The organism is Gammaproteobacteria bacterium, assembly GCA_016195665.1.
GTDB lineage: Bacteria > Pseudomonadota > Gammaproteobacteria > SURF-13 > SURF-13 > JACPZD01.
Genome location: JACPZD010000037.1, coordinates 69,851 through 96,330 on the forward strand (window position 1 = coordinate 69,851; position 26,480 = coordinate 96,330).

Consider the following 26,480-nt stretch of genomic DNA (forward strand, 5'->3'; position numbering starts at 1 on the left):
GTACGGGCTCATGCTGAGATTGATAAACTTCATATTTCATCGAGGAGGCCGAATGAATTCGGCCCTACATAGACCAAAAATGCGCGCATCCCAGCTACTCCTCTCCACCACCAAGGAAACTCCCGCCGACGCCGAGGTTATCAGCCATCAGTTGATGCTCCGCGCCGGCATGATTCGCAAACTCGCGGCCGGTATTTATACCTGGCTGCCGCTCGGCTTGCGCGTGCTGCGCAAGGTGGAGGGCATCGTGCGCGAGGAGATGAATCGCATCGGCGCGCAAGAGGTGCTGATGCCCGCCGTGCAGCCGGCCGAACTGTGGCAGGAATCCGGGCGTTGGGGACTCTACGGCGCGGAATTGTTGCGCCTGAAGGACCGACATCAACGTGACTTCTGCTTCGGCCCTACGCACGAAGAGGTTATCACCGACATGGTGCGCCGCGAGATTCGCAGTTACAAACAATTGCCGGCCACGTTTTACCAAATCCAAACCAAATTCCGCGATGAACCACGGCCGCGCTTCGGCGTGATGCGCGCGCGCGAATTCCTGATGAAGGACGCCTACTCCTTTCACATAGATCAGGCCTCGCTGCAAGAAACGTACGAGACCATGCACACAACCTATATGCGCATCTTCACTCGCTTGGGGTTGGATTTCCGCGCCGTGTATGCCGATCCCGGCGCGATCGGCGGGAGCGGCTCGCAGGAATTTCACGTACTCGCCGCCTCGGGCGAAGACGCCATCGCCTTTTCCGATACGAGCGACTACGCGGCCAACGTCGAACTGGCCGAGGCGGTGACGCCCGCTGGCAAGCGTCCCGAACCAAAACTACCGATGCGAACCGTGGACACGCCCGGCCGGCACAGCATTGAAGAGGTGAGCGGGTTTCTGAAGGTTGCGCCGCAGCAGTGCGTAAAAACACTGTTGGTGCAAGGCGCCAAGAAAGATGAAGTCATCGCCCTGGTGCTGCGCGGCGATCACGAACTGAATATGGTTAAGGCGGGCAAACTCACCGAGGTTGCAAGCCCCGTCACCTTTGCGAGTAATGAACAGGTGCGCGGAGTGGCCGGCTGCGAGCCGGGTTCGCTGGGTCCGCTGGGATTAAAAATTCCTGTCATTGTGGATCGAGCTGCGGCGCACCTTGTGGACTTTGTGTGTGGCGCGAATCAAGACGGCAAACATCTCGCCGGCGTAAATTGGGGGCGCGATCTACCCGAACCTCTAGTAGCCGACCTGCGTAATGTTGTGGAAGGTGATCCTAGTCCGGATGGGAAGGGAAAGCTCTCCATCGCGCGAGGCATCGAGGTCGGCCACATCTTCCAGCTCGGCGCCAAATACAGCGCAACCATGAACGCCACTGTGCTCGACCAGAACGGCCAGCCGGTGGTCATGACGATGGGTTGTTACGGCATCGGCGTGTCGCGGGTGGTGGCCGCCGCCATCGAACAGAATAACGACGATCGTGGCATCATCTGGCCGGTGGCGATTGCGCCGTTTCAAGTTGCTTTGCTGCCCATGAACATGCAGAAATCACAACGGGTGCGTGAGGCGGCGGAAAAACTTTATCAGGAATTGCAGAGCGCGGGCATCGAGGTGTTGTTTGACGACCGCCCGCTGCGCGCAGGCGTGATGTTCGCCGACATCGAACTGATCGGCATTCCACATCGTCTGGTGCTGGGCGAGCGCGGGCTGGATGCCGGGACGATTGAGTATCAAGGAAGGCGCGATACGGAGAGTCGAAACTTACCGCTGTCGGGAATAATGGATTTTATAAATACACAACATGCTTGAGAAATTTATGAAAATCACTGTCCTCATCGTTATTATGGCCGCCACTCTGTTAAGCGCTTGTGACAACCGGCCTAAGACCGAGCCGCAGCCGGCGACGATCTTCAAGGAAGAACGCCAGGCTCTCGACAAGGCCAAGGGCGTGCAGCAGACGATAGACCGTCAGGCGGAAGAACAGCGCAAGAAGATGGATGAGGCTGAGAAAGGTCAATAAAAGCGATCCGTCACCGCAGAGAACACAGAGGAAAAACTAAATCATTTTAATTCTCTGCGTCCTCTGCGGTGAATAGCATTAATTGCATGTACAACTCACCGTCTACTATTAAGACTCTTATCCACTGTGCCTGAGCACCACACCGGCCAAGGGCGGGAGGGTGATTTGTATGGACCACGGCCTGCCCATCCACGGCTGCGGCTCGGCCCACACACCCGCTTCACCCAAGTTACTCCCGCCGTAGAAGGTCGAATCTGAATTAAGAACAGTGTGGTAATAGCCCGGGTGGGGCACGCCGAGGCGATAACCGTGGCGCGGCATGGGCGTAAAGTTGAGGACTACGGCCACGGTTTCGTCCTCGCTCTTGCGCAGATAAGAGAGTACCGATTGCGCGGCGTCGTGGCAGTCTATCCACTCGAAGCCTTGAGCGTCGAAGTCGTAACGGTGCAGGGCGCCGGATTCACGATACAGCCGGTTGAGATCGCGCACCAGACTCAGCACGCCCTGATGTTCTGGATAGTCGAGCACGTACCAGTCCAGTTGGGTGGTGTGATCCCATTCAGTACCTTGCGCGAACTCGCAGCCCATGAACAGCAGTTTCTTGCCGGGTTGCGTGTACATGTAGGTGTAGAGCAGGCGCAGATTGGCGAAGCGCTGCCAGGTGTCACCCGGCATCTTGTAGAGCAGCGAGGCCTTGCCGTGCACGACTTCATCGTGCGAGAACGGCAACACAAAGTTTTCGGTATAGGCATAGAGCATACCGAAGGTGAGCCGTTCGTGATGGTAGTGGCGGTACACCGGGTCGAGCCTCATGTACTCCAGCGTGTCATGCATCCATCCCATGTTCCACTTTATGCTGAAGCCGAGGCCGCCCAGCCATACCGGCCGCGACACCATCGGCCAGGCGGTGGATTCTTCGGCAAGCATCAGCGTGCCCGGACAATATTCGTGGGTGACGGTGTTGAGCTCGCGCAAGAAGGCGATGGCCTCGAGATTTTCATTGCCGCCGTGGACATTGGGCCGCCACTCGCCGGGCTTGCGTGAATAATCGAGGTACAGCATGGAGGCGACGGCGTCCACGCGCAGGCCGTCTATATGGAATTCCTCCAGCCAGTAGAGCGCGCTGGAGACGAGAAAATTTTTCACCTCGTTGCGGCCGTAATTGAAGATCAGCGTGCCCCAATCGGGATGTTCGCCCCAACGCGGGTCTTCGTGTTCATAGAGGGCTGTGCCGTCGAAACGCGCCAGGGCATGCTGATCCCTGGGAAAGTGCGCGGGCACCCAGTCGAGCAATACGCCGATATGGTGCGTGTGACAGTAATCCACAAAATAGCGGAAGTCGTCGGGGCTGCCGTGGCGGCGGGTGGGGGCGTAGTAGCCGGTGGTCTGATAGCCCCAGGAGGCGTCATAAGGGTGTTCGGTGACCGGCATGAGTTCAATGTGCGTAAAGCCGAGTGCGCTGACGTGCGCGACGAGTTGGTGCGCGAGATCTCGATAGTTGAGAAACTGCCCGTGTTCGTCGCGCCGCCACGAGCCCAGATGAATTTCATAGATAGAGATCGGCTGATGCAGCCAGGCGCCTTCCGTGCGGTTCTGCATCCAGACCGCATCCGTCCAGCTACGCGGGGAGTCCGCCGTCACGATGGAGGCGGTCTTCGGGCGCAGCTCAAAACTCTGGGCGTAAGGATCGGTCTTGAGGTCTATGTAGCCGGCCTGGGTGCGTACTTCAAATTTGTAGAGCGTTTCAGCACCGATGCCGGGAATAAACAGTTCCCACACCCCACTGCCGCCGCGCACCCGCATGGGATAACGGCGCCCGTCCCAGTTGTTGAAGTCGCCCACCACACTGACGCGCTCGGCGTTCGGGGCCCACACGGCGAACAGCACGCCGCTGATCCCCTCCACGCTGTGGAGATGTGCGCCCATAAAGCGGTGTGCATGCCGGTGGCGCCCTTCACCGAAAAGGTGCAAATCATAGTCGGGAACTTGTGGTGGAAAACAATAGGGGTCGTACGCGCGTCGTGACTGTCCGCCCTCTTGCCAGGTCAACTCGTAATGCGGGCCGACCTTGGCGGCTTCACCACGCCATTCAAACATGCCGCTGATTGCGGCTACCGGCTGCATAGGCAATGCCTGGCTCAGTCCTTCTATAAACACGCGGGTTGCGCCCGGTATATAGGCACGGATAATCTCTTGTTGCGTACCCAGAGGATGCCGCCCAAGCAAGGAGAATGGGTCATGGTGACGGCCTTCTGACAGCCGTACCAATTCGGAGGACGGATTAGCTACGGTATTCATATTATTTCTATATTTCAAAGATAAAGGCCAGTACGTGGTTTGCATACTGGTTCGCTCTATGTGTACCATATCATTGATCATCACTCCGCGTAATCTGCGCTCAGGCTAACATAAATGGGTTCCGGCAAAGAGACGTTAAATAAAGGATCAGCCCATGGCGTCTTCCTCCCACTCCGATAACACTAACACGCGGCCCTTCGTCCGCCGCCGCGCCCGCCATACCTTGGCGATCATCCTCGCGGGGGGCCGTGGCTCGCGGCTGGGACACCTGACGCTGTGGCGCGCCAAGCCGGCTGTGCCGTTCGGAGGCAAGTTCAGAATCATAGACTTTCCCTTGTCCAACTGCATCAATTCCGGCATACGGCGCGTCTCCATCCTGACTCAATACAAGGCCCATTCGCTGATCGGCCATATTCAACGCGGCTGGAGTTTTATGCGCGGCGAATTCGGTGAATTTGTCGAGTTGTTGCCCGCCCAGCAGCGCATCGAGACCTCCTGGTACTCCGGCACCGCCGATGCGGTATTCCAGAATCTGGATATTATCCGCATGCACAAGCCGAATTATGTGCTGATCCTGGCCGGTGATCAGATCTATAAGATGAATTACGGCCGCGTGATCGCCTTTCACGCGCAAAACGGCGCCGACATGACGGTGGGCTGCATCGAGGTGCCGCTGGAGCAGGCCAAGGCCTTCGGTGTGATGACGGTGGATAAGGATTCACGCGTCATTGACTTTAAGGAAAAGCCCGCAGAGCCCCAACCTATCCCGGGGCGGGAGGATGTGGCGCTCGCCTCGATGTGCATCTATGTCTTTAATGCCGAATTTCTCTATGAGCAGCTCATCAAGGACGCCGACACCGCGCACTCCTCGCACGATTTCGGCAAGGACATTATCCCGTCACTGATCAACAAATACCGTGTGCTCGCCTTCCCGTTTCGCGATCACGAGGCCGGCAAGAGCGCCTATTGGCGCGACGTGGGGACAGTGGACGCTTTCTGGGAGGCCAACCTGGAACTGATCGGCGTCACGCCGGAGCTTAATCTCTATGACGAAGACTGGCCGATCTGGACCTATCAGGCGCAATTGCCGCCCGCCAAGTTTGTGTTCGATGACGAGGACCGGCGCGGCATGGCGGTGGATTCCATGATCTCGGGAGGCTGCATTGTGTCGGGCGCGGTTGTGCGTCACTCGCTGTTATTCTCCAACGTGGTGGTGAATTCGTATTCCTCGATCACGGATTCGGTGGTGTTGCCCGATGTCACCATCGGCAATCACTGCCGCCTGCACAAGGTGGTGGTGGACAAAGGCTGCGTTATACCCGACGGAACGGTGATCGGCATGGATCACATGGAAGACGCCAAGCGCTTTCATGTCACGCCGGGCGGGGTGGTGCTGGTGACTCCAGAGATGCTGGGTCAAACCCTGCATCATGTCCGCTGACCCGCCCTTCACCTCCCCTTTAACAAGGGAGGGATCGCGTCTGAAGGTCGTGCTGTGCTGGCACATGCACCAGCCGCAGTACCAGGATCTGGCCAGCGGACAGTACCAGTTGCCGTGGTCATATCTGCACGCGATCAAGGACTATGTGGATATGGCCTATCACCTGGAGACCATCCCGGGCGCGCGGGCGGTGGTCAATTTCGCGCCTATTCTGTTCGAGCAGATCAGCGATTACACGGCGCAGATCGAGGCCTATCTCACCCGCAACGAACCGCTGCGCGACCCGTTGCTGGCGGCCCTGGTAAGCAGCGATGGTCCAACGGACCCGCACCAATACGCCGCGCTGGTAAAGGCCTGTCTGCGCATCAACAAAGAGCGCTTCATCAACCGGTTTCCGCCGTATCACCGGCTGGCCAACATCGCCGACACGCTGGCCGAAAACTCTGACACGATTATTTATCTTAGCCAGCAATATCTGGCCGACATCGTGACCTGGTACCACCTCGCCTGGGTGGGTGAGAGCGCGCAGCGCGAAGACCCGCGGATCGCCTGGCTCATCCAGAAGGGGACGGGGTATACGCTGCAAGACCGTCACAAGCTGTTGGCGGTGATCGGAGAATTGCTGGGCAGCGTGATCGGGCGTTACCGCAGATTGGCGGAGGCCGGCCGGATTGAGCTTTCTATGACGCCCTACGCACACCCGATCCTGCCGCTTTTGATAGATCTGGAAAGCGCGCTGGAGGCGATGCCGAACGCACCTATGCCGCAGCATACCTCCTATCCGGGCGGTCTCGAGCGCGCACGCTGGCATATCCGCGAAGGGCGGGCCGTGTTCCGCCGCCACTTCGGTTTTGACGCTCAAGGGTGCTGGCCGGCGGAGGGCGGTATCAGCGCGGCGGCGTTGAGGTTACTGGCCGATGAAGGTTACCTGTGGGCGGCAAGCGGTGAGACGGTGCTCGGCAACAGTCTGGCCGGAACCAGGGAGTTCGAAAGGCAAAACGGCAAGCAGTGGCTGTACCGGCCTTACCTCGCTCCCGGCACCCTGCTGTCATGCTTCTTCCGCGACGACGGCCTCTCCGACCTGATCGGCTTTACTTACGCCACCTGGCACAGTGATGACGCCGTCAATAACCTTATTTATCACCTCGTCAACATCGCCGACGCCTGCAAGGATCAGCCCGACAGCGTCGTCTCCATCATCATGGATGGAGAAAACGCGTGGGAATATTATCCCGCGAACGGCTATTATTTTCTCAGCGCCCTCTATAAAAAATTGGCCGAGCACCCCCAGTTGGAACTCACCACCTTTTCCTCCTATCTGGAACAGCGGCGCCCGGCCGCCACGCCCCCTCGCCTCACCAAGCTGGTCGCGGGGAGCTGGGTGTACGGCACCTTCTCCACGTGGATCGGTTCGGCCGATAAAAATCACGGCTGGGAGATGCTGGGCGAGGCCAAGCGCGCCTTTGACCGGGCCGTCGCAGACGGCCGCTTGAGCGGCGAGCAATTGGCCGCCGCCGAACGTCAACTGGGCCTCTGTGAGGGCTCGGACTGGTTCTGGTGGTTCGGCGACTACAATCCCGCCGCCGCGGTCAGCGATTTCGAACGTTTGTTCCGCCTGCACCTCTCCAACCTCTACCGTATGCTGGACCTGACCCCGCCGTCTAAACTGGCCGCTGCCGTAAGCCGCGGCGCCGGGGAACCCGCGCTGGGAGGCGTGATGCGGAAAGCACAACAGTAACCGCGATGCCGCCTGCGAACCCGCTTATCGAACGCCGCGCCGGGGTCATCCTCCACCCCACTTCGCTGCCCTCCCGCCTGGGCAAAGGCGACCTCGGCCCCGAGGCCTATCGCTTCGTGGAATTCCTGGCGGCCAGCGGCCTGCGGGTCTGGCAGGTGCTCCCGCTCTCACCCACCCACCCGGACGGTTCGCCCTACCACAGCCCCTCCATCAACGCCGGCAACCCGCTGTTGATCAGTCTCGATCTGCTCGTCGAGCAAGGCTGGCTGAGCGCGCAAGACCGGTCCAGCTTGGCGAAGCCGGCTCAAGATTACAGCACGCTGCGTCACACCTTGCTAAAACATGCCTATCAAGGCTTTTTACACAAGTCCTCCAAGGCCGAGCACGATGCGTTAAACGAGTTCGTGGCGCAACAGGCCCGTTGGCTCGAGGATTACGCCCTGTATCAGGCCCTTAAACAGGCCCACGACGAAGCCGGCTGGATACATTGGCCCACGCCGCTGCGTGATCGAGAACCCGCGGCCCTGCAACAGGCCGCGCTCGATTTGCAGGAAGCCATCGCCCAGGTTTGTTTCGAGCAGTTTGTCTTCTTTCAACAATGGTCGGGCTTAAAGGCCTACGCCAATAACTCCGGCGTGCAGATGTTCGGTGACATGCCGATCTTTGTGGCCCACGACAGCGCCGACGTCTGGGCCAATCGGGATTCTTTCCAGCTCGACGCCGCAGGTCACCCTCTCACCGTAGCGGGAGTGCCGCCGGATTATTTCAGCCCGCAGGGACAACGCTGGGGACACCCTCACTATCACTGGGAGCGCATGCAGCAGGACGGTTTTCGTTATTGGATGGAGCGCGTAGAGACCCAGCTACAGATATATGACCTGCTCCGCATAGATCACTTCCGCGGCTTCGAGGCCCATTGGGAAATCCCTGCGGGCGACGCCACGGCCATCAACGGCCGCTGGGTGAAAGTCCCCGGAGATGCCTTGTTCGCCGCGCTGCAGCAGCGTTTCGGCCCGCTCCCTTTGGTGGCCGAGGACCTCGGTGTCATCACCACCGAAGTCGTCGCCCTGCGCAAAAAATACGGCCTGCCGGGAATGAAAGTTTTACAGTTCGCCTTTGACGGCACGCCGCACAATCCTTATCTTCCCCATCAACACGAACACAATTGCGTGGTGTACACCGGCACCCATGACAACGACACCACGTTTGGCTGGTTCAACAGCCTCTCTCACGACGCCAAAAATTACGTGGACGATTATCTGGGCTCGCCGGGCGAACCGATGCCCTGGCCGCTCATACGCGCCGCGCTGGAATCCGTCGCCAACCTGGCGATGTTACCGATGCAGGACATCTTAAGTCTCGGCAGCGAACACCGCATGAACACGCCGGGCACCATCACAAACAACTGGAAGTGGCAGTTTAGCTGGGAGCACGTCACGCCGGACGTCCCCGAGCGGCTGCAACATCTCACCCGGCTTTACGGTCGGAGTTAGCAAGCTGTTGAAAAACAGCCTGCTAACTGGATTCCCGGCACCTGTTTGTGTATGATTTGTTTATGCCGATGCTAACCCTTCCATTGAGTGAAATGAGCCTTGCCGAGAAACTGCAAGCGATGGAGGCTCTATGGGATGACCTGAGCCGCAACCCTGACACCCTGGAGTCGCCCGCCTGGCACGAAGAGGTGTTGCGCGAACGGCAGCAGCGGATTGCTTCCGGTGAAGCAGTTTTTTTGGACTGGGAGCACGCCAAGACGGATATTCGCCGCCGCACCTCGTGAAGATCGAGATTCTCTCCGGCGCGGATGAAGATCTTCTCGATGGCTACCGATTCTATGAGCAACAAGCCACGGGGCTCGGCGGTTATTTCCTTGACTCACTCTACTCCGATATAGATTCCTTACTCGTATTTGCCGGTGTTCACCGGGTAGTTTATGGGCTGTACCGTTGTCTTTCTAAACGCTTTCCCTTTGCTGTTTACTACAGCATTGATTCACAAATTATTCGGATTCATGCGGTACTTGATTGTCGCAGTAAGCCGTCCAGGATCAAGAAACGTCTCAAATGACGTCTGATCAATCGGTATTGAACCGCCAAGACGCCAAGAATTTTTCCTTACAATTCGAGCTTTTTCTGGTGACCTTGGCGGTTGACGATATATTTTTCAGAATTTCCCCTAAAGCGATCCGACAAAAAATGAGGAACACCTCCAACATGCCGAATACCGGTCAAATTCGTCACAGCGCATTTGTCCCTGCATGGTGGTTATCCAACGGACATCTGCAAACCCTTTGGGCGAGCGTCATTCGCCGCATCCCCAAACCGGTGACGCGGCGTGAGCGGCTGGAATTGCAGGATGGCGATTTTATAGACCTGGACTGGACACCCGGCGGCTCCGGACCGCTCGTGATTGTGCTGCACGGCCTGCAAGGCTCGCTCAATTCGCTCTATACACGCGGAATCATGACCGCCCTACAGAAACGCGGCATGCGTGCGGTATTCATGCACTTTCGCGGTTGCAGCGGCGTGTCCAATCGCCTGCCCCGCTTCTATCATGCGGGCGATACCGGTGATTTAAACGCCCTGGTCAACATCCTGCGCGAGCGCGAACCCGGCACGCCGCTTGCCGCCATCGGTTACTCTTTAGGCGGCAATGTGCTGTTAAAGTGGCTGGGCGAACAGGGAGTCAATGCGCCGCTGCAAGCCGCCGTCGCGGTCAGTGCGCCCTTTGATCTCAGCGACTCGGCATGGCGCCTGGAGCGCGGCTTTTCGCAGGTTTATCAACATCACCTGCTGCGCTCCCTGCGCTTCTCTGTCGAAAAAAAATTTAGACACATGCCAGCACCCATCGCGCTGGATAACCTTGAAAACTTACGCACGTTTACAGAGTATGACGACGCCGTCACCGCGCCTCTGCATGGGTTTGCCGGCGCGGACGACTATTACCGGCAATCGAGCTGCCGCCGGTACCTCAAGCATATCCGCATCCCGACTTTGATTCTGCACGCCGCCGATGATCCGTTCATGACGCCCGCAGCCATCCCGCAACAGGACCAGCTTTCCCCTTCCGTCATCCTGGAACTCTCGGCCCGTGGCGGCCATGTCGGTTTCATTAGCGGCGACTCACCGTGGAAGTCCTGTTACTGGCTGGAGCAGCGCATACCGGGCTTTATTTTATCCTCCCTGGCTGCGTCCATCCCGGATAGAAAAGAGTGGGATGACGACACGGAGTGGTTGCCCGATCAGGCGGATGCAGCGCCTATCTCCTCGGAAACCGGTCATGACCCTGGACTACATCCAATTAAGTAAACAACTGGTCTCACTGATCGTGGTGCTGGCGCCGATTGACGTCATGCCGTTGTATCTTTCACTCACCCGCGACATGACGGCTCAACAGCGCAACAGGATACTGCGCCGCATGATTATCACGGTCATCGTGACACTGCTGTTTTTCCAGTACAGCGGTTTATACTTATTCAGCGTGATCGGCATCAGCCTGCCGAGCTTCCAGGTAGCCGGCGGGCTAATTCTGGCCTCGATGGCCTGGTCCATGCTGCACGCCACCCACTCACGCATCCAGACCACTCCGGAGGGGCAGGAATACGTGCATCGCGAGGACATCTCCATCGTCCCGCTCGGCATCCCCATGCTCGCGGGGCCGGGGACGATTACCACCGTCATCCTGTATGCCCAGCAGCAACAAGGGAACCTCAGCGGCCACATTCAGCTCAGCTCTACTATTTTGGTCACCGCGCTTGTGCTGTATATTCTGTTTCGGTTGGCGGGGCCGTTATTTGATAAACTGGGGCCCACAGGCGCGCGCGTGGCGACCCGCATCATGGGTATGCTGCTGCTGGCGCTCGCCGCGGAGTTTGTACTGAAAGGGATTAGTGCAACGTTTGCCGGTTAGAAGGTCTAACCTCTGTCTGAATTCTGAGATCTTAGCGGAGATATGCATTATCTCTTGACAGAAGATTCATTTCTTGGCTTCATTAGGGGTAAGGCACAACGGGTTGCCGCCCTCATAAAGACGGACCAACCAAAATGCACCTGCTAACCAAAAAAGAGGGGGCGCCCACTTGAATATAGACGCTGTTCGTAAGGCCTATCGCCGTTACGCGGGCCTTTATGATTTTGGCTTCGGCCAGGTAATGCACCCGGGCCGCGAGGCGGTCATCCATAGCATGAACTGCCGGCCGGGCGACCGTATCCTGGAGGTCGGGGTCGGTACCGGCCTGTCGCTCCCCCTTTATCCGCGCGATGTGGAGGTGATAGGCATTGATATTTCGCCGGAGATGTTACAGAAGGCGCACGATCGCAAAGAACGGTTCGGCCTGAATCATGTAACCTCGTTGGCGGTGATGGATGCCGAGCAGATGAGCTATCCGGCCAACAGTTTTGACAAGGTCGTCGCCATGTATGTGGCCTCCGTCGTGCCTCATCCCATCAAACTGGTCAACGAAATGCGGCGCGTCTGCAAACCGGAGGGAAGGCTGTACATCGTCAATCATTTCCAACATACCAACCCGTTCATCTCACGCTTCGAGCGTCTGATTGCACCCTTTTCCGGACTGCTGGGATTCCGGCCTGACTTTTCGCTGGAGACCTTTGTGCTGGACACCCAACTCGACATCATCGAACATCACTCTGTGAATTTGTTTGGCTATTGGAGTCTGCTCGAGGCGCGTAACAATAAAGACATCTTGGACGACGGCATGCCGGCTCAGGCTACGGCCTGATCGCCAGTAGGTTGTTGGAAAAGCCCTTCCGTGGGCTTTTCCAACCCGGCCGCTCCTGCGCATCCGTGCGCGCGCGGCATTGGGGCGTCCTGCCCGGCACAAAGCGAAAAATGTGCTTTTCGCCTTGCTTCATTTTTCAAACACATACGGCGTGTTTGAAAAATGGCGACCCATCCATGGGCCGCACGCAGGCTGTTTTCAACAGCCTGCTAATACAGCTTTTCTACCTTAATCAACACCCTGCTCTGCTCGCTGCTGAGACCGCGAGTGGAGTAGACGATACCCCCTTCGGCCGAACTCTGTCTCTGTACCGCGCCACCGAGGTCCAGCCACTCGCCGAGCTTTCCGCTGACGGTGGTGTGTGACGCTTGAATGTCAATCTTGCCACCGCCTTCCTGGCTTAGAACGGCGCGGTGCGGCGCGATTTCTACTGTCACTTCATCGCCATGAATACGCGGCAACACACTAAATCCGGTAGTGAGATCTTTATAACTGATGCTGTTGTATACAATCGGCTGCGGGGTAAGAATAAAACCGGGCTCGGCGACCGGTACCGATTCGCCGATTTCGATGAAGGCAGCAGTCCCCTCCAACACTTGCAATTGCTGCGTATTTCGATCGTCTCGCAGCGCGTCGGTGCGGGTGATGCGCACCTCCGCTCCCGCTTGCTCGCGCGGGTCATCTCTACCCACGGTCGTCACAACCTCGCCGCTGCGGATATGGCCGGACACTTCGGCTGCGCTGGTCTCACGGCTTCTGTGCACGTCTTGCTTGACGGTAATCATCAGGCGATGCGGGGCGACGTCGAGGGCGGCTAGCGCCTGCTTGATTTGTTCAAGATTTCCGGGCGTAGTGCGCACGACCAGTTGATTATTCATGCCGCTGATCGCACCTTCCTTGTCGAGCAACGGCTTCAGCAGATTCACCGCCTGTTCAGAGGTCAGATGCTTTAAGGCGATGACCTCCAGCTTCGATTCTTCCGAATACGCGGGCGAACCCAGAGCGCACAGCACCACTGCGGCGCAATACAGCACGGCGATTTTGCGGGAAAAAGTCAGGCCCATAAGCTAGTCCGAAATACGGCGATAGGGTATCCTATATGACCTTGCCAGCCGTGACCAGTTCCTTCCTTACTCTTCAAGATGAGCCACCACCCGACTCCGCCCAGCATAGGGTCCAATCTGAAGCACTTTTCCGCGTTCGGCTTCGGCCTGGGCGCCCTGCCCTATGCGCCGGGCACCTTCGGGACACTGCTCGGCGTGCTGATCTATTTGGCGGCGCAGGGTCTGCCGCTCTGGTTCTATGTAGTCCACACCGCGCTCTTTTTTGGACTCGGCGTGTGGCTATGTCACGGCACGGCGCGAGACCTGGGCGTACACGATCATCCCGGTATCGTGTGGGATGAGGTGGTAGGTTACCTCATCACCATGACCGCCGCGCCCAAGGGTTGGGGCTGGATGATACTTGGCTTTGCACTGTTCAGGCTGTTCGACATCTGGAAACCCTGGCCGATCGCCCTCATTGACCGCCGTATCAGGGGCGGCCTCGGCATCATGCTCGACGATGCGCTCGCCGCGCTCTATGCCGGAATACTTCTGCAGGCCGCGGCCTGGGTATGGCGATAAGAGGTTCTGCACTTATGGACGTTGAAAAATTTGAAAAGCTCCGTGCGATGGAGTACTTTACCGATGAGATGTTCAATCGCATTTTTGCATTCCAGCAAAAGCTGCATCCCGCCTGGGATGCCACTCTGCCCTTTGATGAACGCATCAAGGGCCTGCCGCTGCATTATCTGGTATTCAGCAACCCCGACCGCGACCCGAAAGTGTCCGGTCCCACGGTGGCGCCTTATTACCCGCTGCGCGGAGAGATCCGCACCATTGCCTACTACATACGCCAGGTGGCGGAAAATCCCGTCATCTGCGACCTGCACGCGGGGAACGGATTCATCGGCAGCTTGCTTGCGCGCGAGGGCTTCAGGATCATCGGTCTGCGTGACCCTCAAGCGAAACCTAATCAGATCGCCGATTTCTATGACGCATCGTGCTATGAAATGCGCACCATGGCCTTGCAGGAAGTCACCTTCCCCTTCGACGTGGCCTTCTCATCGTGGATGCCTTCGGGCGTCAACATGACGCCGGAGATCATCAAGCACGAGCCCAAGCTCATCGTCTACGTGCACACCGATCACGTCGACAAGTCCACCGGCGTTCCGCAGACCGGCACGTCCGAGGCCTTTACCAATTTGCCCGCGCGCTACCGGCTCATTGAGGAGTGGTCTCTCGAGCGACCCGAGAATATGTTTCACAGCATATGGCCGGATCTCAGTCCCAGTATCGAAGAAATCCGGCACGTCAAGATTTACGCCGATGAACCCTATCACGATCTGAAGCACTGGACGAGCATGGAGGCGGGACAGGGCTACGACTGGGAAGGCGATCTCGAGATGATACTGCTGGCGCTGGAGGCCAAGTCCGAGTTAGTGACGCGCGGTTATCGGGTTTAGGAAAAAAGCAGAGTCAAATCCACTGCCTTGATATTTTTGGTGAGATCGCCCACTGAGATAAAATCCACCCCTGTTTCCGCGATAAGGCGGATATTTTCCAAAGTGACGCCGCCCGAAGCTTCTAATTTTGCGCGCCCGTGATTCTCGGCCACCGCCCGGCGTAAATCATCCAGAGTGAAATTATCCAGCAGTATGCGTTTTGCGCCCGCCTCTAACGCCTCGCGCAGTTCCTCGAGCGTTCTCACTTCGATCTCGACCAAAGCACCGTTAGCGAGATCCTGAGCGGCGCGCAGCGCCGCTGTGATTGAGCCCGCAGCACGGATGTGATTTTCCTTAATCAGGACGCCGTCGTATAACCCCATACGGTGGTTATAGCAACCCCCGCATCGCACGGCGTATTTCTGGGCATAGCGCAGGCCCGGCAAGGTCTTGCGGGTATCCAGCACCTTCACCCCGGTGCCTCGGACTGCATCCGCATAGCGGCGCGCAACGGTCGCGATACCGGACAACGTTTGCAGAAAATTCAGCGCGGTACGTTCGCCGGTGAGCAAGGCGCGGGCAGGGCCACGCAGCGTGCATACTGTTTGACCGGCTGTCGTATATTCACCATCGCGCACTCGCCAGTTGATCTCCACGGGGCGGCTCAGTTCATGAAATACCGCATCGAACCAGGCCGTACCGCACAATATAGCTGCTTCGCGGCTGATGACCCGCGCCTCGGCTACCGCACTCTCTGGAATCAGCGCCGCAGTGAGATCACCGCTGCCGATGTCCTCAGCAAGAGCACGGTGCACAGCAGGGTTTATTTCCTTCTCTACCGGAGTGTTAACTGGCTGTTGAAAAACAGCCTGCGTGCGGTGCATGGATGCACCGCCATTTTTCAAGCGCGGTGTAGGTGCTTGAAAAATGGAGCCAAGCAAAAATCGCACTTTTTGTTTGGCGAGTTGAAAAAGCCCATGGATGGGCTTTTTCAACATCCTGTCAGACACGCTGCTGCGCCGTCAAATGGCTTTCCTGATCCTTTACCGGCTTCATTTAGAGGGAGGGGAATGGAGATGGCATAGCCCTGCGCATGATCCACCCCGAGTCTCCTTAGCGTCCCGAGTATGGCCTCGCTCTCAGCACGCTGGGCAACGGTTTGGATCACCATGACATGTGCGATTTGGTTGACGGCTTCAACCACCGCCTGAGCAACGCGGTCATCGGCGATATCCTTCACAATCGAGCCGCTGATCTTAAGGAAATCCAGCGGCAGATTTTTCAGAGAGGCGAAAGTGGAAAAGGTCCCGGCAAAGTTATCCAAGGTAGTGCAGCAGCCCAACTCTTTGAGCTTGTTTAGGAAATGGGTTGCGTGGGTAAGATTGGCCAAAGCCACCGTCTCGGTAACTTCGAAGCCCAGCACATGAGCCGGGACATCGTATTCAGCGAGCTGCTCGCCGATAAAATCCAGGGTGAAGTTGTCAGTCAACGAGGCCGCGGAAAGGTTGATCGAGTAGATGGGGGCATTTATTCCTTTGTCTTTAAGATGCATGCCGGCCAATAAGGAAATGACGTGGCGCACCACCCAGCGGTCTAGCGCCGGCATCAGATTGTAACGTTCGGCAACGGGCATGAATACTTCAGGCAGGATAAGCTCTCCATTTTTATCCGCCATGCGCAGCAGAATCTCATAGAGAGGGCGATCCCCGCCATGAGGGATGAGCACGCCGATAGATTGATAATACAGCCGGAACCCGTCCTCATTGAGAGATTGAGTGATGCAGGATACCCACTCCAGCTCACTGCGCCGATGCGCGAGCCCGATGTCCTCTGCCTGGTAAAGATAGACACGATTGCGCCCTTGTCTCTTCGCCTGGTAGCAGGCTGTGTCGGCGGCGTTCAGCACGGTGGCGAGATTTTCCTCGCCCCCCCGGACCTCGACGAGGCCAATACTAACCCCTACGGTGTGGGTCTTGCCCTCGCACACAAACCTGAAATCCTGAACGGCCCTTAACAGCTCCTCGGCGACACGCCATGCCTGATCCACCGGGCAATGCTCCAGCAGAATGCCAAACTCATCCCCACCCAGCCTGGCAAGCGTGTCTCTTTGCCGCATCCTTGCCTGCAACATGGCGCTCAGTTGAACCAGCAGTTGATCTCCAGCGGTATGCCCGCAATCGTCATTGACCGACTTGAACTGATCCAGGTCTAGATAACACAGTGCATGATCGGAGCCGTCTTCACGAGAGCCCGCCAAGACCCGTTCCATACGCCGCTCGAACTCCCGGCGGTTGACGAGACCGGTGAGCGGGTCATGAGTGGCTTGGTAGGACAGTTGTTGAGCCAGATTGCGCTCCTGGGTCACATCGCGAAATACCATAACGGCGCCTGCAATCTTTCCTTCCTTATCGTGAATGGCGGATGCCCGCTCGGCGATGCCCATTTCAGCACCATCGCGGCGAATGAGTATGCTGTGGTTGACCAGAGCCGTGTCATGCCCCCCGCGCAGGCAGCGCATCACCGGGCTTTCCATCGGCTCCCGCGCGGCCTCGCTGACGACATTGAAGACCTGCTCCAGGCGCTGTCCGCGCGCCTCCGTGTTAGTCCACCCGGTGAACTGCTCGGCAACTGGATTAAGATAACTGATAACGCCGCTGGCATCGGTGGTGATAACGGCGTCGCCGATAGACTCAAGCGTGACCAGCGCACGCTCCTTCTCCTCAAACAGCGCAAGCTCTGCCCGTCTGCGTTCCTCGAGCTCCTTGGCCAGATTGGCGTTGGCCGACTCCAGCAGGGCAGTGCGCTTTTCCAGCAGGGCGGTACGATTGGCCACCAACTCTTGGAGACGGTGACGGTGTTGCCGGAGTTCTTCCTCCACCTGCTTGCTCTCGGTGATGTCCACAAGGACACCTTGCAGAAACAGGGGTTGGCCCGCTTCGTCACGCACGATATTGGCCTCATCGCGGAGCCACAATAGGGATCCATTGCGTGCAAACATCCGATACTCGCAGTTCAGCGGATTGCCGCTGGTACGGCTCAGCGAGAACTGCTCCATAACGCGCGCGAGGTCATCCGGGTGAATCTGCTTGAGACGGATTTGCGGGTCGGCGAGCCATTCCTCTTTGGAGAAACCCAGAGCCTTAATCTGCGGGCTGATATAGAGTGCGGCGCCGGCTTCGTCCAGCGCCGCAATATAGGCAATCGCCGGAATCTGCTCGACCAGGGTTCGATATTTGGCCTCAGCCTGACTCAGCTTCTCCTCAGCCTGCCGCTTCTCCACCACCATGCGTCGCTCGCGCAGCACCCGCTCAATGACGGTGGGAATCAGTTCGAGGTACAGCCTGTCTATATCCTTGACCAAATAATCCCGCGCGCCTCGCTTCATCGCCTCCACGGCGATCAGCGCATTGTCGGCGCCGGTAAGCATCAAAACGGGGATCGGTATCTCACCCGTGTCATCGCGCAATTCCGCCAGGAATTCCAGACCATCGAGGTCCGGCAGGCGGTAATCGAGTAAAATACAGTCCGGGTGTTCGGCATGAGCGAGTTGCAGACCTTCCCTGCCCGTCGCGGCCTCGGAAAGTACGAAGTCGTACTCCGGATGCTGCGCGAGGGCCCTGCGGCAGGCCTTGCGGTCGACGATGTCATCGTCCACAACCAACACCCGGATCTGCGTCTTAGTCATATAAAATTCCCTATACGGTGTCAGTCAATAACCGCGTGCGGCATCTTCATGGCGGCATTTCGCTGATGGTCCAATACGTGTTGATGGAGCGCATGACCTCGACGAACTGCCGGTAGTCCACCGGTTTCGCCATGTAACCCGCAACCCCAAGATTAAAACTGTTTACCTTGTCCTGCTGTTCCTCCGATGTGGTGAGCATCACGACGGGAAGGCGCTTTAACTCACTATCGTTCTTAACTACTTGCAGGAATTCAATGCCGTTCATGATGGGCATGTTGAGGTCAAGCAGGATGATGCACGGCTGTGCATTACGGGTATCCCGCAGATAGGCCAGCGCCTCCTCGCCGTTTTCCCTCTCCACCAGCGGGTTTGTCACGTGCAGCTCTTTTAAGGCTCGCCTTACCGTCATGACATCCACCTGGTCGTCTTCCACCAAGAGGATGGGTTTATTGGTTATCCTCATTGAGTTCCCCTCTTATTTGCCTACCGCCACCCTGGGCAGGGTGAGGAAAAAGCGGCTCCCTGTGCCGAGCTTAGACTCGACCCATATCCTGCCACCGTACATCTCGACTATCTTCTTGACCAGCGCAAGCCCGACGCCGGTGCTTTCCACCCTATCACGCGGCGTCAGGGTTTGGAATAACTGGAAGATCTTTTCAAAATGCCGTTCTTCAATCCCGGGGCCGTTATCGCTCACGCTAAATTTCCAGTTGCCCTGCTCGGCCACACAGTCAATGGTGATTACCCCCTGATCCTTGTCCATGTATTGGATGGCGTTGCTCAAGAGGTTTTGAAAAACCTGCTGGATACGGGTCTTTTCCATGACCACGGTCGGTAAGCTATGTTCGATGGTGATGGTGATGTGCTCCGGCGGTGAGAGCAGATCAATCACTTCATGCACCAGGGCGTTGAGGTCTACTGTGACACGCGTTTCTTTGACTCGGCCGACCCTGGAGTATTGCAGTATGCCATCTATGAGGTTTCCCATGCGGTGCACCCTGCTCATGAGCAACCCCATGTGTTCCTTTCCTTCACTATCAAATTTGTCTGCGTAATCCGTTGACAGCCAGTCCGCCAGCGAACCGATGGCCCGCAGCGGGGCCTTTAGATCATGAGAAACCACATAGGCGAAATTCTTTAATTCCTCGTTGGCGCTCTCTAGTTCCTGGACAAGTTGGGCCTGGCGCTCTTGCGCCTGCTTGCGCTCGGTGATATCGCGTAAAATACCCGTGAACATGCGCCGCTCACCAAAGCGCATCTCGCCCACCGCGAGATCCATCGGAAAGGTCGCCCCGTCCTTGCGCAAACCGACCACCTCTCTTCCCATCCCAATGATGCGTTTTTCACCCGTTTTCAGATACCTGGCAATGTAGCCATCGTGTTCTTCATGGTAGGGAGTGGGCATGAGCATGGAGACGTTTTTCCCCATCACCTCGGCCTCCGTATAACCGAACATACGTTCGGCCACCGGATTGAAGCGGTCAATAATGCCGTGCTCATTGATCACGATGATACCATCCGCTGCGGTATTAACAATGGCGTGCATGCGCGCCTCGCTTTCGCGCAACTGCACCGCCTGCTCAGCCAGCGCCCGCTCCGCCTGCTTACGGCGGCTGATATCATGGATAGAGGCCATGACCAGCAGACCACGTTCGGTTTGCAGTGGACTCAGGCTCACCTCGACCGGGAACTCGGCACCGTCCTTGCGTCTCCCGTAAAGCTCAAACTCAAGCCCCATCGGGCGCATATTGGGATGAGATGAATAAGCCATGCGGTGCACCTTATGCATCTCATGGAAACGTTCCGGGATCAAGGCTTCAATGGTTCTGCCGAGCAATTCTTCGCGCGCGTATCCGAACAGCCTTTCCACCGGCGGATTGAGCAGGACTATCCTGCCCTCTTGGTCAACAACGACCATCGCATCCGTTGCGGATTCCAGTAACCACCGGAAACTCTTGCCTTCTAGTACGTGCTCAAACATGTGTAATAGTAAATCGTAATTATAATTTGGAGTGATTTTTATGTTTCCATAGTTCGCCGAGTGGTCATTAACAACCATCCATAACCTAGCACGGCCGCCGCCAGCGAGGCGCATAAAATTCCCAATTTTGCCATCAACAGATACTCTGCGTGCTCCGCAAAGGCCAGTTCGGCGATGAACAAGGACATGGTAAATCCGATGCCCGCCAGCAGGCTTACGCCGGCGATGTGGCGGAATTCCGTGTGTTCCGGCAGTTGTCCGATATTCAACTTAAGAGCCAGCCAGCAACTGCCCGTGATGCCAAGAAATTTGCCGAATACCAAACCGGACATTACACCCAGGGTCACAGGATGATACAAAGCCGTTCCGGCTGTTTCAAACGCAATGGGTATACCGGCATTGACCAATGCAAAGACCGGAATCACCAATAACGCCACCGGCAGATGATAGAGGTGTTCCAGGCGTTGCAGCGGCGTGTCCACCAATTCGATGTCGCGCTCCAGGGTTTGTAAAATAATCCGCTGCGCATCATTGGTGCGGATGTCCCTATCGGGGCGTTGATTTGCGTCGAAGCGATCCATAAGCTCGCGGATATGGCGGCTGAAACGCGCGGTGTCATATTTAAAGCGCGCGGGAACGGTGAAGGCCCCCAGCACACCGGCGATGGTGGCGTGCACGCCCGATTTCAGCAGCATCAGCCAGAGTAAAAAGGCGATGATAAAGTACGGCACGGGGTGGCGGATTCCGCCCAGGTTGAACACGATCAGAAGCAGAAACAGCGCGAGCGCCGCAACCAGATAAAGGCCGGCGATCTGTTCCGTATAAAACAGCGCGATGATCAACACCGCGCCCAAATCATCCGCAATCGCCAGCGCCACCAGAAACATCACCAGCGAGCGGGGAATACGGCGGCCGAGCAGCACCAGCGCCCCGACCGCAAAGGCGATGTCGGTGGCCATGGGAATCCCCCAGCCGCGCGAAGCAAAGCCTTCAGGATTAACCCCGTAATACAGCAACGCGGGGGCGATCATCCCGCCCAGCGCCGCCACGATGGGTAACGCGGCTTTCCGGGGACTGGAAAGTTCTCCGACCAGGATGGCGCGCTTAATCTCGAGTCCCACCACGAAAAAAAACAGCGCCATCAGGCCTTCATTGACCCAGTGATGGACGCTTTTTTCCAAAACGAAATCACCGGCCGTTATGGCGATCGGCATAGTGATGATCCGTTGATAAATGTCCGCCAGGGGAGAATTTGCGATCATCAAGGCGATGACCAGACAGACCATCAGGATGACACTGGCGGTGGTCTGGTTCTTGATGAACTCTTCGAAGGGAGAGATGATTTTTCTGAACGAGCGCTCCCAAGGGGCGAGATACACGCCCGGTTTGGTTTCGTCCGCCGGGGGCGCTTCTGTTTTCTCGATTTGTGGTTTGTCGTGCATTTGGGTGCCTCTAAAAATAGTGGATTTTGTCTTTAGGCAAGACGGAATTCTGCGAGAAAGCGGAGTGTACACGCCAGTACATGAGCATTTCGAGCAGAATTCCAACGCCGCATAAAGACAAAAGACGCATTTTTAGAGGCGCCCATTTCTATGTCGCCGCGCGCGTCAACCGGTCACGCACGGCAAGCCATGCCTCGTCCTGCGGAGGCTCTTCGATGAGCAGCATGTCCAATCGTCGTGCATCGGCCTTACGCAAAGTGTCGTAAAGTTCATGAGCGTAATCCTTTGGGTCATCAGGAAGCAGATAATAATACAGACCCGGCCCTTCGAAGGGGCTCAGGACAGGCTTAGGCGCGCCCTCCTGGCGCGTGAGCACTCCGACCCGTTGACCTTGAGTGACCAGCGCAGAGGCGCGCTCATATAATTCCGCGGCGGGGACCTTGTGTAGCGGTGTGCGCGGCGCGTAATGCGAGGCCAGCATGCCCGGTGCGCGCAGGGTAATTTTCTCCGCCGTCCCCATCTCGATCTCCTCGCCCAACGCCTCGGCAAGCATGCTTCGTGATACGACTCCCGGCCGCAAGATGAGCGGGTGCACATCCAGCAGGCTCACGATAGTGGACTCCAGTCCGACCTGGCAAGGCCCGCCGTCCAGTATCATATCCACCTCGTTACCCAGTTCTTCCCGAACATGTTCGGCGCGCGTGGGGCTGACATGACCGAAGCGGTTGGCGGATGGCGCGGCGACGGCGCCGCCGAACTTTTCGAGCAGCGCCAGCGCCACGGGATGTCCCGGCACGCGCAGGCCCACGCTGTCTTGTCCGCCGGTCACGTTGTCCGGCACGATCGCTGCACGTTTTAAAATCAGGGTGAGAGGCCCCGGCCAGAATTTTTCGGCAAGCCGGTACGCCGCGCGAGGGATGTCGCATGCCCAGTCTTTAAGATAGGAGACATCCGGCAGATGCACGATGAGAGGATGATCGGGCGGACGCCGTTTGATGGCGAAGACGCGCGCGACCGCCTGGGGATTCAACGCATCCGCACCGAGGCCGTACACGGTCTCGGTGGGAAAGGCGACCACCCCACCGCTGCGCAATATTTCCGCGGCGCGCGCGATCGTCATCTCTCACTGCCGCTGTCATCCATCAGCGTATGCAGGGCCTGCCGGTATTTCTCAGCGGTGCGCGCCACCACCTCCGGAGGAAGCTCCGGCGCCGGAGGCTGTTTGTTCCAGCCGATGCTTTCCAAATAATCGCGCACGTATTGTTTGTCGAAACTCGGCGGATGACTGCCCGGTTTATAGCTCTCAACCGACCAGAAGCGCGACGAATCGGGCGTCAGCACTTCGTCTATCAAGGTGAGTTCGCCCTGCTCATCCAGTCCGAACTCAAACTTGGTGTCGGCGATGATGATGCCGCGGGTGCTGGCATATTTCATGGCTTCCAGATACAGGGTGAGACTCATGGCTTCCACCTCGCGGGTCAAATCCGCGCCTATCATTTCCTCCATCTTTTCGATGCTGATCGGCTCGTCGTGTGCGCCGTCATTGGCCTTGGTGGTCGGAGTAAACAGCGCCTCGGGTATCCAGGCGGACTCCACCATGCCGGGCATCATCGGCCGCCCCCCCACCGTGCCACGATCCTGATATTCCTTCCAGGCTGAGCCCGCCAGAAAGCCGCGCACCACCGCCTCGATAGGCAACGGTTTGATCTTGCGGGTCACGACAGACCGCCCAGCGACTTGTCCGCGCTCATCATCACCTTTGACCACGTCTTCCGGCACGATCTCAGTGAGATGGTTAGGCATCATATAATTCAGCATCTGGAACCAGAAGAGCGACAACGTGTTCAACACTTCACCCTTTCCCGGGATCGGCGTCGGCAGCACCACATCGAAGGCGGACAACCGGTCGGTCGTCACAATGAGAATATGTTTATCATCCACCTCATAGATGTCACGCACCTTGCCACGATGCAAAAGGGGCAGACTGCGAATATCCGATTGGAACAAGGTGATGGAGGAGGTTGGCAGGTCCACGGGGGGACTCCGGACGGGTGAATAGATTGATAATGACAACGTATTTAGAAAAACATTTACTCCGGGCGAGTCTTCCAGACGCTTAGGATAATGGATATCGTTAAAATTATGGCCACCACACCCAGCGCCGTGGCTATCGGTATCTTCACAAAATCCACAATCAACATCTTGGTGCCGATGAAGGCCAGCACCAGGGCCAGCCCGTATTTGAGGAGATGAAAGCGCCCCGCCACATCGGCCAGCAGAAAGTACAGGGCGCGCAGGCCGAGGATAGCAAAAATATTCGAGGTAAATACGATAAACGGATCATCGGTGATGGCGAAGATGGCAGGGATGCTATCCACCGCAAAGATGAGATCACTCACCTCAATCAGCACCAGCACCAGAAACATGGGTGTGGCGTAGCGTATGCCGTTTTTCAGCACAAAAAATCTTTCGCCGTGGTACTGCTCGGTGATGTTGAGGTGACCTCGCATCCAACGCAGAATGGGATTTTTTTCCAGATCAGGCTCATGCCCGGCAAAAACCAGCATCTTGATGCCTGTCACCAACAGAAATAGTCCAAAGAGATAAAGGACCCAATGAAACTTGGCGATCAGCCAGGCGCCGAGCAGTATCATCACGGCGCGCATCACAATCGCACCCAGCACCCCGTAGAGCAGCACGCGGCGCTGATATTCTGCAGGGACTGCAAAATAGCTGAACAACATCAAAAACACAAAGATGTTATCCACGGCCAGCGATTTCTCAATCAGATAGCCTGTGAAAAACTCCAACGCCTTTTGATTAGCGAACTCACGCCCCGCTGAACCGTCGAGATACCACCACAGACCGGCGTTAAAAAGGAGGGCGGTCATCACCCATACCCCGGACCAGGCCGCCGCTTCTTTAGGAGAAACTTTATGAGCCCCCTGACGGCCCAACATAAACATATCCACGGCCAGCATGACAACCACCAGCAGGATAAATCCCAACCACATCCACCAGGTTCCGATCGTCTCCGGCATCAAGCGTTTACCTTTATCTGAGCAGAAGCCTGGCTCAGTAATCGAGCCTTACTATCCATGGCTGTCTCCAAGGCTTGCTCCAGCGATTCATCGAGACAGGTAAAGTGGCCCATCTTGCGGCCTGGACGGGGCTCACTCTTGCCGTACAAATGAAGTTTTACTTGTTTGTGCTGTAATAATCTTTCCCAGTACGGCTCGCCGTCCGCCCACAGATCGCCCAGTAAATTTACCATCACCGCCGGAGAGAGTAGCCGGGTACTGCCTAACGGGAGGCCACAAAGCGTCCTGACCTGCTGCTCAAATTGACTGGTGACGCAGACGTCAAGTGTGGCGTGACCGCTGTTGTGCGGGCGCGGAGCGATTTCATTGATAATGAGCTTATCATCGGCCAACACAAAAAACTCCACCGCCAGCACGCCGCAATAGTCCAAACGCTCGGCCAGCTTGATCGCCATGTCGGCAGCCTGTTTCGCCAATGCCACGCTGATGCGCGCAGGCACGATGCTGACATCCAAAATGCCGTTTTGATGCTGATTCTCCGCAACGGGAAAGCACGCCGTCTCGCCGTCAGCGCCGCGTGCTACGATAACCGAAATCTCTTTTTCCAGGGAAACGCGCTGCTCCAGCACACAGGGTTCGTCGCCCAACATGTGAAAGGCGGTTACGACGTGCTCCAGATTCGTGACAGGCGCTTGCCCTTTGCCGTCGTAACCCAAGCGGCTGCGCTTGAGTATGGCGGGCGCTGGAATGTTGCTTAGCGCTTCATGCAGTTCTTGTTCGGTGCGAACCACCCAAAAGGGAGTGACTGGAAATCCCTGCTCTGCAAGATAAGATTTTTCAGTAATGCGGTCCTGGGCGATGGCGACGGCGCCGGCGGCGGGCCGCACCGTGGACAATGTGGCAAGCAGCTCCAGACTCCGAGCGGGTACGTTTTCAAATTCGGTGGTGATTGCGGCGCAGCGCTTGCCCAGTTCGAGCAACGCCGCCTGGTCATCATAACCGGCGCACAGGTGTGCGTCGGCAAACTGCGCGGCGGGACTGTGTGGATCGGGATCGAGCACGATGACGTGATAGCCCAGGACGCGCGCGGCATAAGCAAACATGCGGCCCAACTGTCCTCCACCGAGGACACCCAGCGTCGCACCCGGCAGGATCATGAGTGCGGCGGGAGCGTCATGGCCAACACGGTTTGCTCCTGCGTCTTGCGGAAGGCGCGCAGTTTTTCAGCCAGCACGGCGTCTTGCCTTGCCAGGATAGCCACAGCAAATAAAGCGGCATTCACTGCGCCCGCCTCACCGATGGCGAAGGTCGCCACCGGCACGCCTTTAGGCATTTGCACGATGGACAACAGTGAATCCACCCCTTGTAAATGTTTGGAGGTCACCGGCACGCCGAGCACCGGCAAGCTGGTCTTGGCAGCCAACATACCCGGCAGATGGGCGGCGCCGCCCGCCCCCGCAATCACACACGCGAGCCCGCGCATCTCCACGGATTCTGCGTATCGAAATAATAAATCGGGGGTACGATGGGCGGACACGACCTTGCTTTCATAAGGCACGCCGAACTCCTCCAGCTTGCGGGCGGCGTGCTGCATCACCTCCCAATCGCTGTCGCTGCCCATCACCAGACCTACT

The 26,480-nt window shown here is 57.5% G+C and carries 24 protein-coding genes; 12 read left to right on the plus strand and 12 right to left on the minus strand.

Going from position 1 to position 26,480, the window contains the following annotated elements:
- The first annotated feature begins 79 nt into the window (after positions 1-79).
- Both HY028_10845 and HY028_10850 read left to right on the plus strand, forming a co-directional pair.
- The gene (locus tag HY028_10845) at positions 80-1,789 is read left to right on the plus strand and encodes a proline--tRNA ligase (GenBank protein MBI3345331.1); all 1,710 of its coding nucleotides are present in this window, start codon (positions 80-82) and stop codon (positions 1,787-1,789) included.
- 7 nt (positions 1,790-1,796) lie between these two features.
- Complete coding sequence (locus HY028_10850; protein ID MBI3345332.1) at positions 1,797-2,000, plus strand: hypothetical protein; 204 nt, start codon at positions 1,797-1,799, stop codon at positions 1,998-2,000.
- A gap of 117 nt (positions 2,001-2,117) precedes the next feature.
- Here the strand turns inward: HY028_10850 and glgB are convergent, their stop codons facing one another.
- Positions 2,118-4,298, minus strand: a complete 2,181-nt coding sequence (gene glgB, locus HY028_10855) for a 1,4-alpha-glucan branching protein GlgB (GenBank protein ID MBI3345333.1) — start codon at positions 4,296-4,298, stop codon at positions 2,118-2,120.
- A 154-nt stretch (positions 4,299-4,452) separates the two neighbouring features.
- Between glgB and glgC the strand changes: the two genes are divergently transcribed.
- The 8 genes from glgC (at position 4,453) to HY028_10895 (ending at position 12,212) form a co-directional block, all read left to right on the plus strand.
- On the plus strand, positions 4,453-5,739 hold the full coding sequence (gene glgC, locus HY028_10860) for a glucose-1-phosphate adenylyltransferase (GenBank protein ID MBI3345334.1): 1,287 nt from the start codon (positions 4,453-4,455) through the stop codon (positions 5,737-5,739).
- The gene (locus HY028_10865) at positions 5,729-7,477 is read left to right on the plus strand and encodes a glycoside hydrolase (GenBank protein ID MBI3345335.1); all 1,749 of its coding nucleotides are present in this window, start codon (positions 5,729-5,731) and stop codon (positions 7,475-7,477) included. The genes glgC and HY028_10865 overlap by 11 nt, the downstream gene beginning before the upstream one ends.
- A 5-nt stretch (positions 7,478-7,482) precedes the next feature.
- Positions 7,483-8,970 carry a 4-alpha-glucanotransferase gene (gene malQ, locus HY028_10870; GenBank protein ID MBI3345336.1) on the plus strand — a complete coding sequence of 496 codons (1,488 nt, stop codon included), beginning with the start codon at positions 7,483-7,485 and terminating at the stop codon, positions 8,968-8,970.
- A 92-nt stretch (positions 8,971-9,062) separates the two neighbouring features.
- Positions 9,063-9,254, plus strand: coding sequence for an addiction module protein (locus HY028_10875; protein MBI3345337.1), 192 nt, complete (start codon positions 9,063-9,065; stop codon positions 9,252-9,254).
- The gene (locus HY028_10880) at positions 9,251-9,541 is read left to right on the plus strand and encodes a type II toxin-antitoxin system RelE/ParE family toxin (protein MBI3345338.1); all 291 of its coding nucleotides are present in this window, start codon (positions 9,251-9,253) and stop codon (positions 9,539-9,541) included. Before HY028_10875 ends, HY028_10880 begins: the two co-directional genes overlap by 4 nt.
- 146 nt (positions 9,542-9,687) lie before the next feature.
- Entirely contained in the window at positions 9,688-10,782 is a 1,095-nt protein-coding gene (locus tag HY028_10885; protein MBI3345339.1) for a hydrolase, read from the plus strand.
- Positions 10,754-11,383 (plus strand): MarC family protein, encoded by a 630-nt coding sequence (locus HY028_10890; GenBank protein ID MBI3345340.1) that lies wholly within the window; start codon positions 10,754-10,756, stop codon positions 11,381-11,383. Before HY028_10885 ends, HY028_10890 begins: the two co-directional genes overlap by 29 nt.
- A gap of 169 nt (positions 11,384-11,552) precedes the next feature.
- Positions 11,553-12,212, plus strand: coding sequence for a methyltransferase domain-containing protein (locus tag HY028_10895; protein ID MBI3345341.1), 660 nt, complete (start codon positions 11,553-11,555; stop codon positions 12,210-12,212).
- 209 nt (positions 12,213-12,421) lie between these two features.
- Here HY028_10895 and HY028_10900 read toward each other — a convergent pair whose 3' ends face one another.
- On the minus strand, positions 12,422-13,276 hold the full coding sequence (locus tag HY028_10900; protein MBI3345342.1) for a hypothetical protein: 855 nt from the start codon (positions 13,274-13,276) through the stop codon (positions 12,422-12,424).
- A 78-nt stretch (positions 13,277-13,354) separates the two neighbouring features.
- Between HY028_10900 and HY028_10905 the strand changes: the two genes are divergently transcribed.
- Complete coding sequence (locus HY028_10905) at positions 13,355-13,837, plus strand: phosphatidylglycerophosphatase A (GenBank protein MBI3345343.1); 483 nt, start codon at positions 13,355-13,357, stop codon at positions 13,835-13,837.
- Positions 13,838-13,851: 14 nt separating this feature from the next.
- Positions 13,852-14,718, plus strand: coding sequence for a hypothetical protein (locus HY028_10910; GenBank protein MBI3345344.1), 867 nt, complete (start codon positions 13,852-13,854; stop codon positions 14,716-14,718).
- Here the strand turns inward: HY028_10910 and HY028_10915 are convergent.
- The 10 genes from HY028_10915 to purE form a co-directional block, all read right to left on the minus strand.
- Positions 14,715-15,581, minus strand: coding sequence for a carboxylating nicotinate-nucleotide diphosphorylase (locus HY028_10915; GenBank protein MBI3345345.1), 867 nt, complete (start codon positions 15,579-15,581; stop codon positions 14,715-14,717). The two genes, HY028_10910 and HY028_10915, sit on opposite strands and share 4 nt — an antisense overlap.
- Positions 15,582-15,688: 107 nt before the next feature.
- A complete protein-coding gene (locus HY028_10920) occupies positions 15,689-18,382 on the minus strand; it encodes an EAL domain-containing protein (protein MBI3345346.1) in 2,694 nt (897 codons plus the stop codon).
- A 46-nt stretch (positions 18,383-18,428) separates the two neighbouring features.
- On the minus strand, positions 18,429-18,845 hold the full coding sequence (locus tag HY028_10925) for a response regulator (protein MBI3345347.1): 417 nt from the start codon (positions 18,843-18,845) through the stop codon (positions 18,429-18,431).
- 12 nt (positions 18,846-18,857) lie between these two features.
- Entirely contained in the window at positions 18,858-20,363 is a 1,506-nt protein-coding gene (locus HY028_10930) for a PAS domain S-box protein (protein ID MBI3345348.1), read from the minus strand.
- Between the two features lie 38 nt (positions 20,364-20,401).
- Positions 20,402-21,805, minus strand: a complete 1,404-nt coding sequence (gene nhaA / locus HY028_10935) for a Na+/H+ antiporter NhaA (protein ID MBI3345349.1) — start codon at positions 21,803-21,805, stop codon at positions 20,402-20,404.
- Between the two features lie 148 nt (positions 21,806-21,953).
- Complete coding sequence (locus HY028_10940) at positions 21,954-22,925, minus strand: threonylcarbamoyl-AMP synthase (protein ID MBI3345350.1); 972 nt, start codon at positions 22,923-22,925, stop codon at positions 21,954-21,956.
- Entirely contained in the window at positions 22,922-23,833 is a 912-nt protein-coding gene (locus HY028_10945; protein ID MBI3345351.1) for a phosphoribosylaminoimidazolesuccinocarboxamide synthase, read from the minus strand. Before HY028_10945 ends, HY028_10940 begins: the two co-directional genes overlap by 4 nt.
- 62 nt (positions 23,834-23,895) lie before the next feature.
- Positions 23,896-24,846: a TerC family protein gene (locus HY028_10950; GenBank protein ID MBI3345352.1), complete on the minus strand. Its 951-nt coding sequence runs from the start codon at positions 24,844-24,846 to the stop codon at positions 23,896-23,898.
- Positions 24,846-26,003, minus strand: coding sequence for a 5-(carboxyamino)imidazole ribonucleotide synthase (locus HY028_10955; GenBank protein ID MBI3345353.1), 1,158 nt, complete (start codon positions 26,001-26,003; stop codon positions 24,846-24,848). Before HY028_10955 ends, HY028_10950 begins: the two co-directional genes overlap by 1 nt.
- A complete protein-coding gene (purE, locus tag HY028_10960) occupies positions 26,000-26,467 on the minus strand; it encodes a 5-(carboxyamino)imidazole ribonucleotide mutase (protein ID MBI3345354.1) in 468 nt (155 codons plus the stop codon). Before purE ends, HY028_10955 begins: the two co-directional genes overlap by 4 nt.
- Positions 26,468-26,480: the final 13 nt, after the last annotated feature.

What these genes read in the sequence shown, in the direction of transcription:
- nhaA (MBI3345349.1), bottom strand. Translation starts at nt 21,805, where the DNA reads ATGCACGACAAACCACAAATCGAGAAAACAGAAGCGCCCCCGGCGGAC.
- malQ (MBI3345336.1), top strand. Translation starts at nt 7,483, where the DNA reads ATGCCGCCTGCGAACCCGCTTATCGAACGCCGCGCCGGGGTCATCCTC.
- HY028_10890 (MBI3345340.1), top strand. Translation starts at nt 10,754, where the DNA reads ATGACCCTGGACTACATCCAATTAAGTAAACAACTGGTCTCACTGATC.
- HY028_10850 (MBI3345332.1), top strand. Translation starts at nt 1,797, where the DNA reads ATGAAAATCACTGTCCTCATCGTTATTATGGCCGCCACTCTGTTAAGC.
- HY028_10925 (MBI3345347.1), bottom strand. Translation starts at nt 18,845, where the DNA reads ATGAGGATAACCAATAAACCCATCCTCTTGGTGGAAGACGACCAGGTG.
- HY028_10900 (MBI3345342.1), bottom strand. Translation starts at nt 13,276, where the DNA reads ATGGGCCTGACTTTTTCCCGCAAAATCGCCGTGCTGTATTGCGCCGCA.
- HY028_10920 (MBI3345346.1), bottom strand. Translation starts at nt 18,382, where the DNA reads ATGACTAAGACGCAGATCCGGGTGTTGGTTGTGGACGATGACATCGTC.
- glgB (MBI3345333.1), bottom strand. Translation starts at nt 4,298, where the DNA reads ATGAATACCGTAGCTAATCCGTCCTCCGAATTGGTACGGCTGTCAGAA.
- HY028_10865 (MBI3345335.1), top strand. Translation starts at nt 5,729, where the DNA reads ATGTCCGCTGACCCGCCCTTCACCTCCCCTTTAACAAGGGAGGGATCG.
- HY028_10905 (MBI3345343.1), top strand. Translation starts at nt 13,355, where the DNA reads ATGAGCCACCACCCGACTCCGCCCAGCATAGGGTCCAATCTGAAGCAC.
- HY028_10930 (MBI3345348.1), bottom strand. Translation starts at nt 20,363, where the DNA reads ATGTTTGAGCACGTACTAGAAGGCAAGAGTTTCCGGTGGTTACTGGAA.
- HY028_10845 (MBI3345331.1), top strand. Translation starts at nt 80, where the DNA reads ATGCGCGCATCCCAGCTACTCCTCTCCACCACCAAGGAAACTCCCGCC.
- HY028_10910 (MBI3345344.1), top strand. Translation starts at nt 13,852, where the DNA reads ATGGACGTTGAAAAATTTGAAAAGCTCCGTGCGATGGAGTACTTTACC.
- glgC (MBI3345334.1), top strand. Translation starts at nt 4,453, where the DNA reads ATGGCGTCTTCCTCCCACTCCGATAACACTAACACGCGGCCCTTCGTC.
- HY028_10875 (MBI3345337.1), top strand. Translation starts at nt 9,063, where the DNA reads ATGAGCCTTGCCGAGAAACTGCAAGCGATGGAGGCTCTATGGGATGAC.
- HY028_10955 (MBI3345353.1), bottom strand. Translation starts at nt 26,003, where the DNA reads ATGATCCTGCCGGGTGCGACGCTGGGTGTCCTCGGTGGAGGACAGTTG.
- HY028_10940 (MBI3345350.1), bottom strand. Translation starts at nt 22,925, where the DNA reads ATGACGATCGCGCGCGCCGCGGAAATATTGCGCAGCGGTGGGGTGGTC.
- purE (MBI3345354.1), bottom strand. Translation starts at nt 26,467, where the DNA reads ATGGGCAGCGACAGCGATTGGGAGGTGATGCAGCACGCCGCCCGCAAG.
- HY028_10915 (MBI3345345.1), bottom strand. Translation starts at nt 15,581, where the DNA reads ATGCACCGCACGCAGGCTGTTTTTCAACAGCCAGTTAACACTCCGGTA.
- HY028_10885 (MBI3345339.1), top strand. Translation starts at nt 9,688, where the DNA reads ATGCCGAATACCGGTCAAATTCGTCACAGCGCATTTGTCCCTGCATGG.
- HY028_10950 (MBI3345352.1), bottom strand. Translation starts at nt 24,846, where the DNA reads ATGCCGGAGACGATCGGAACCTGGTGGATGTGGTTGGGATTTATCCTG.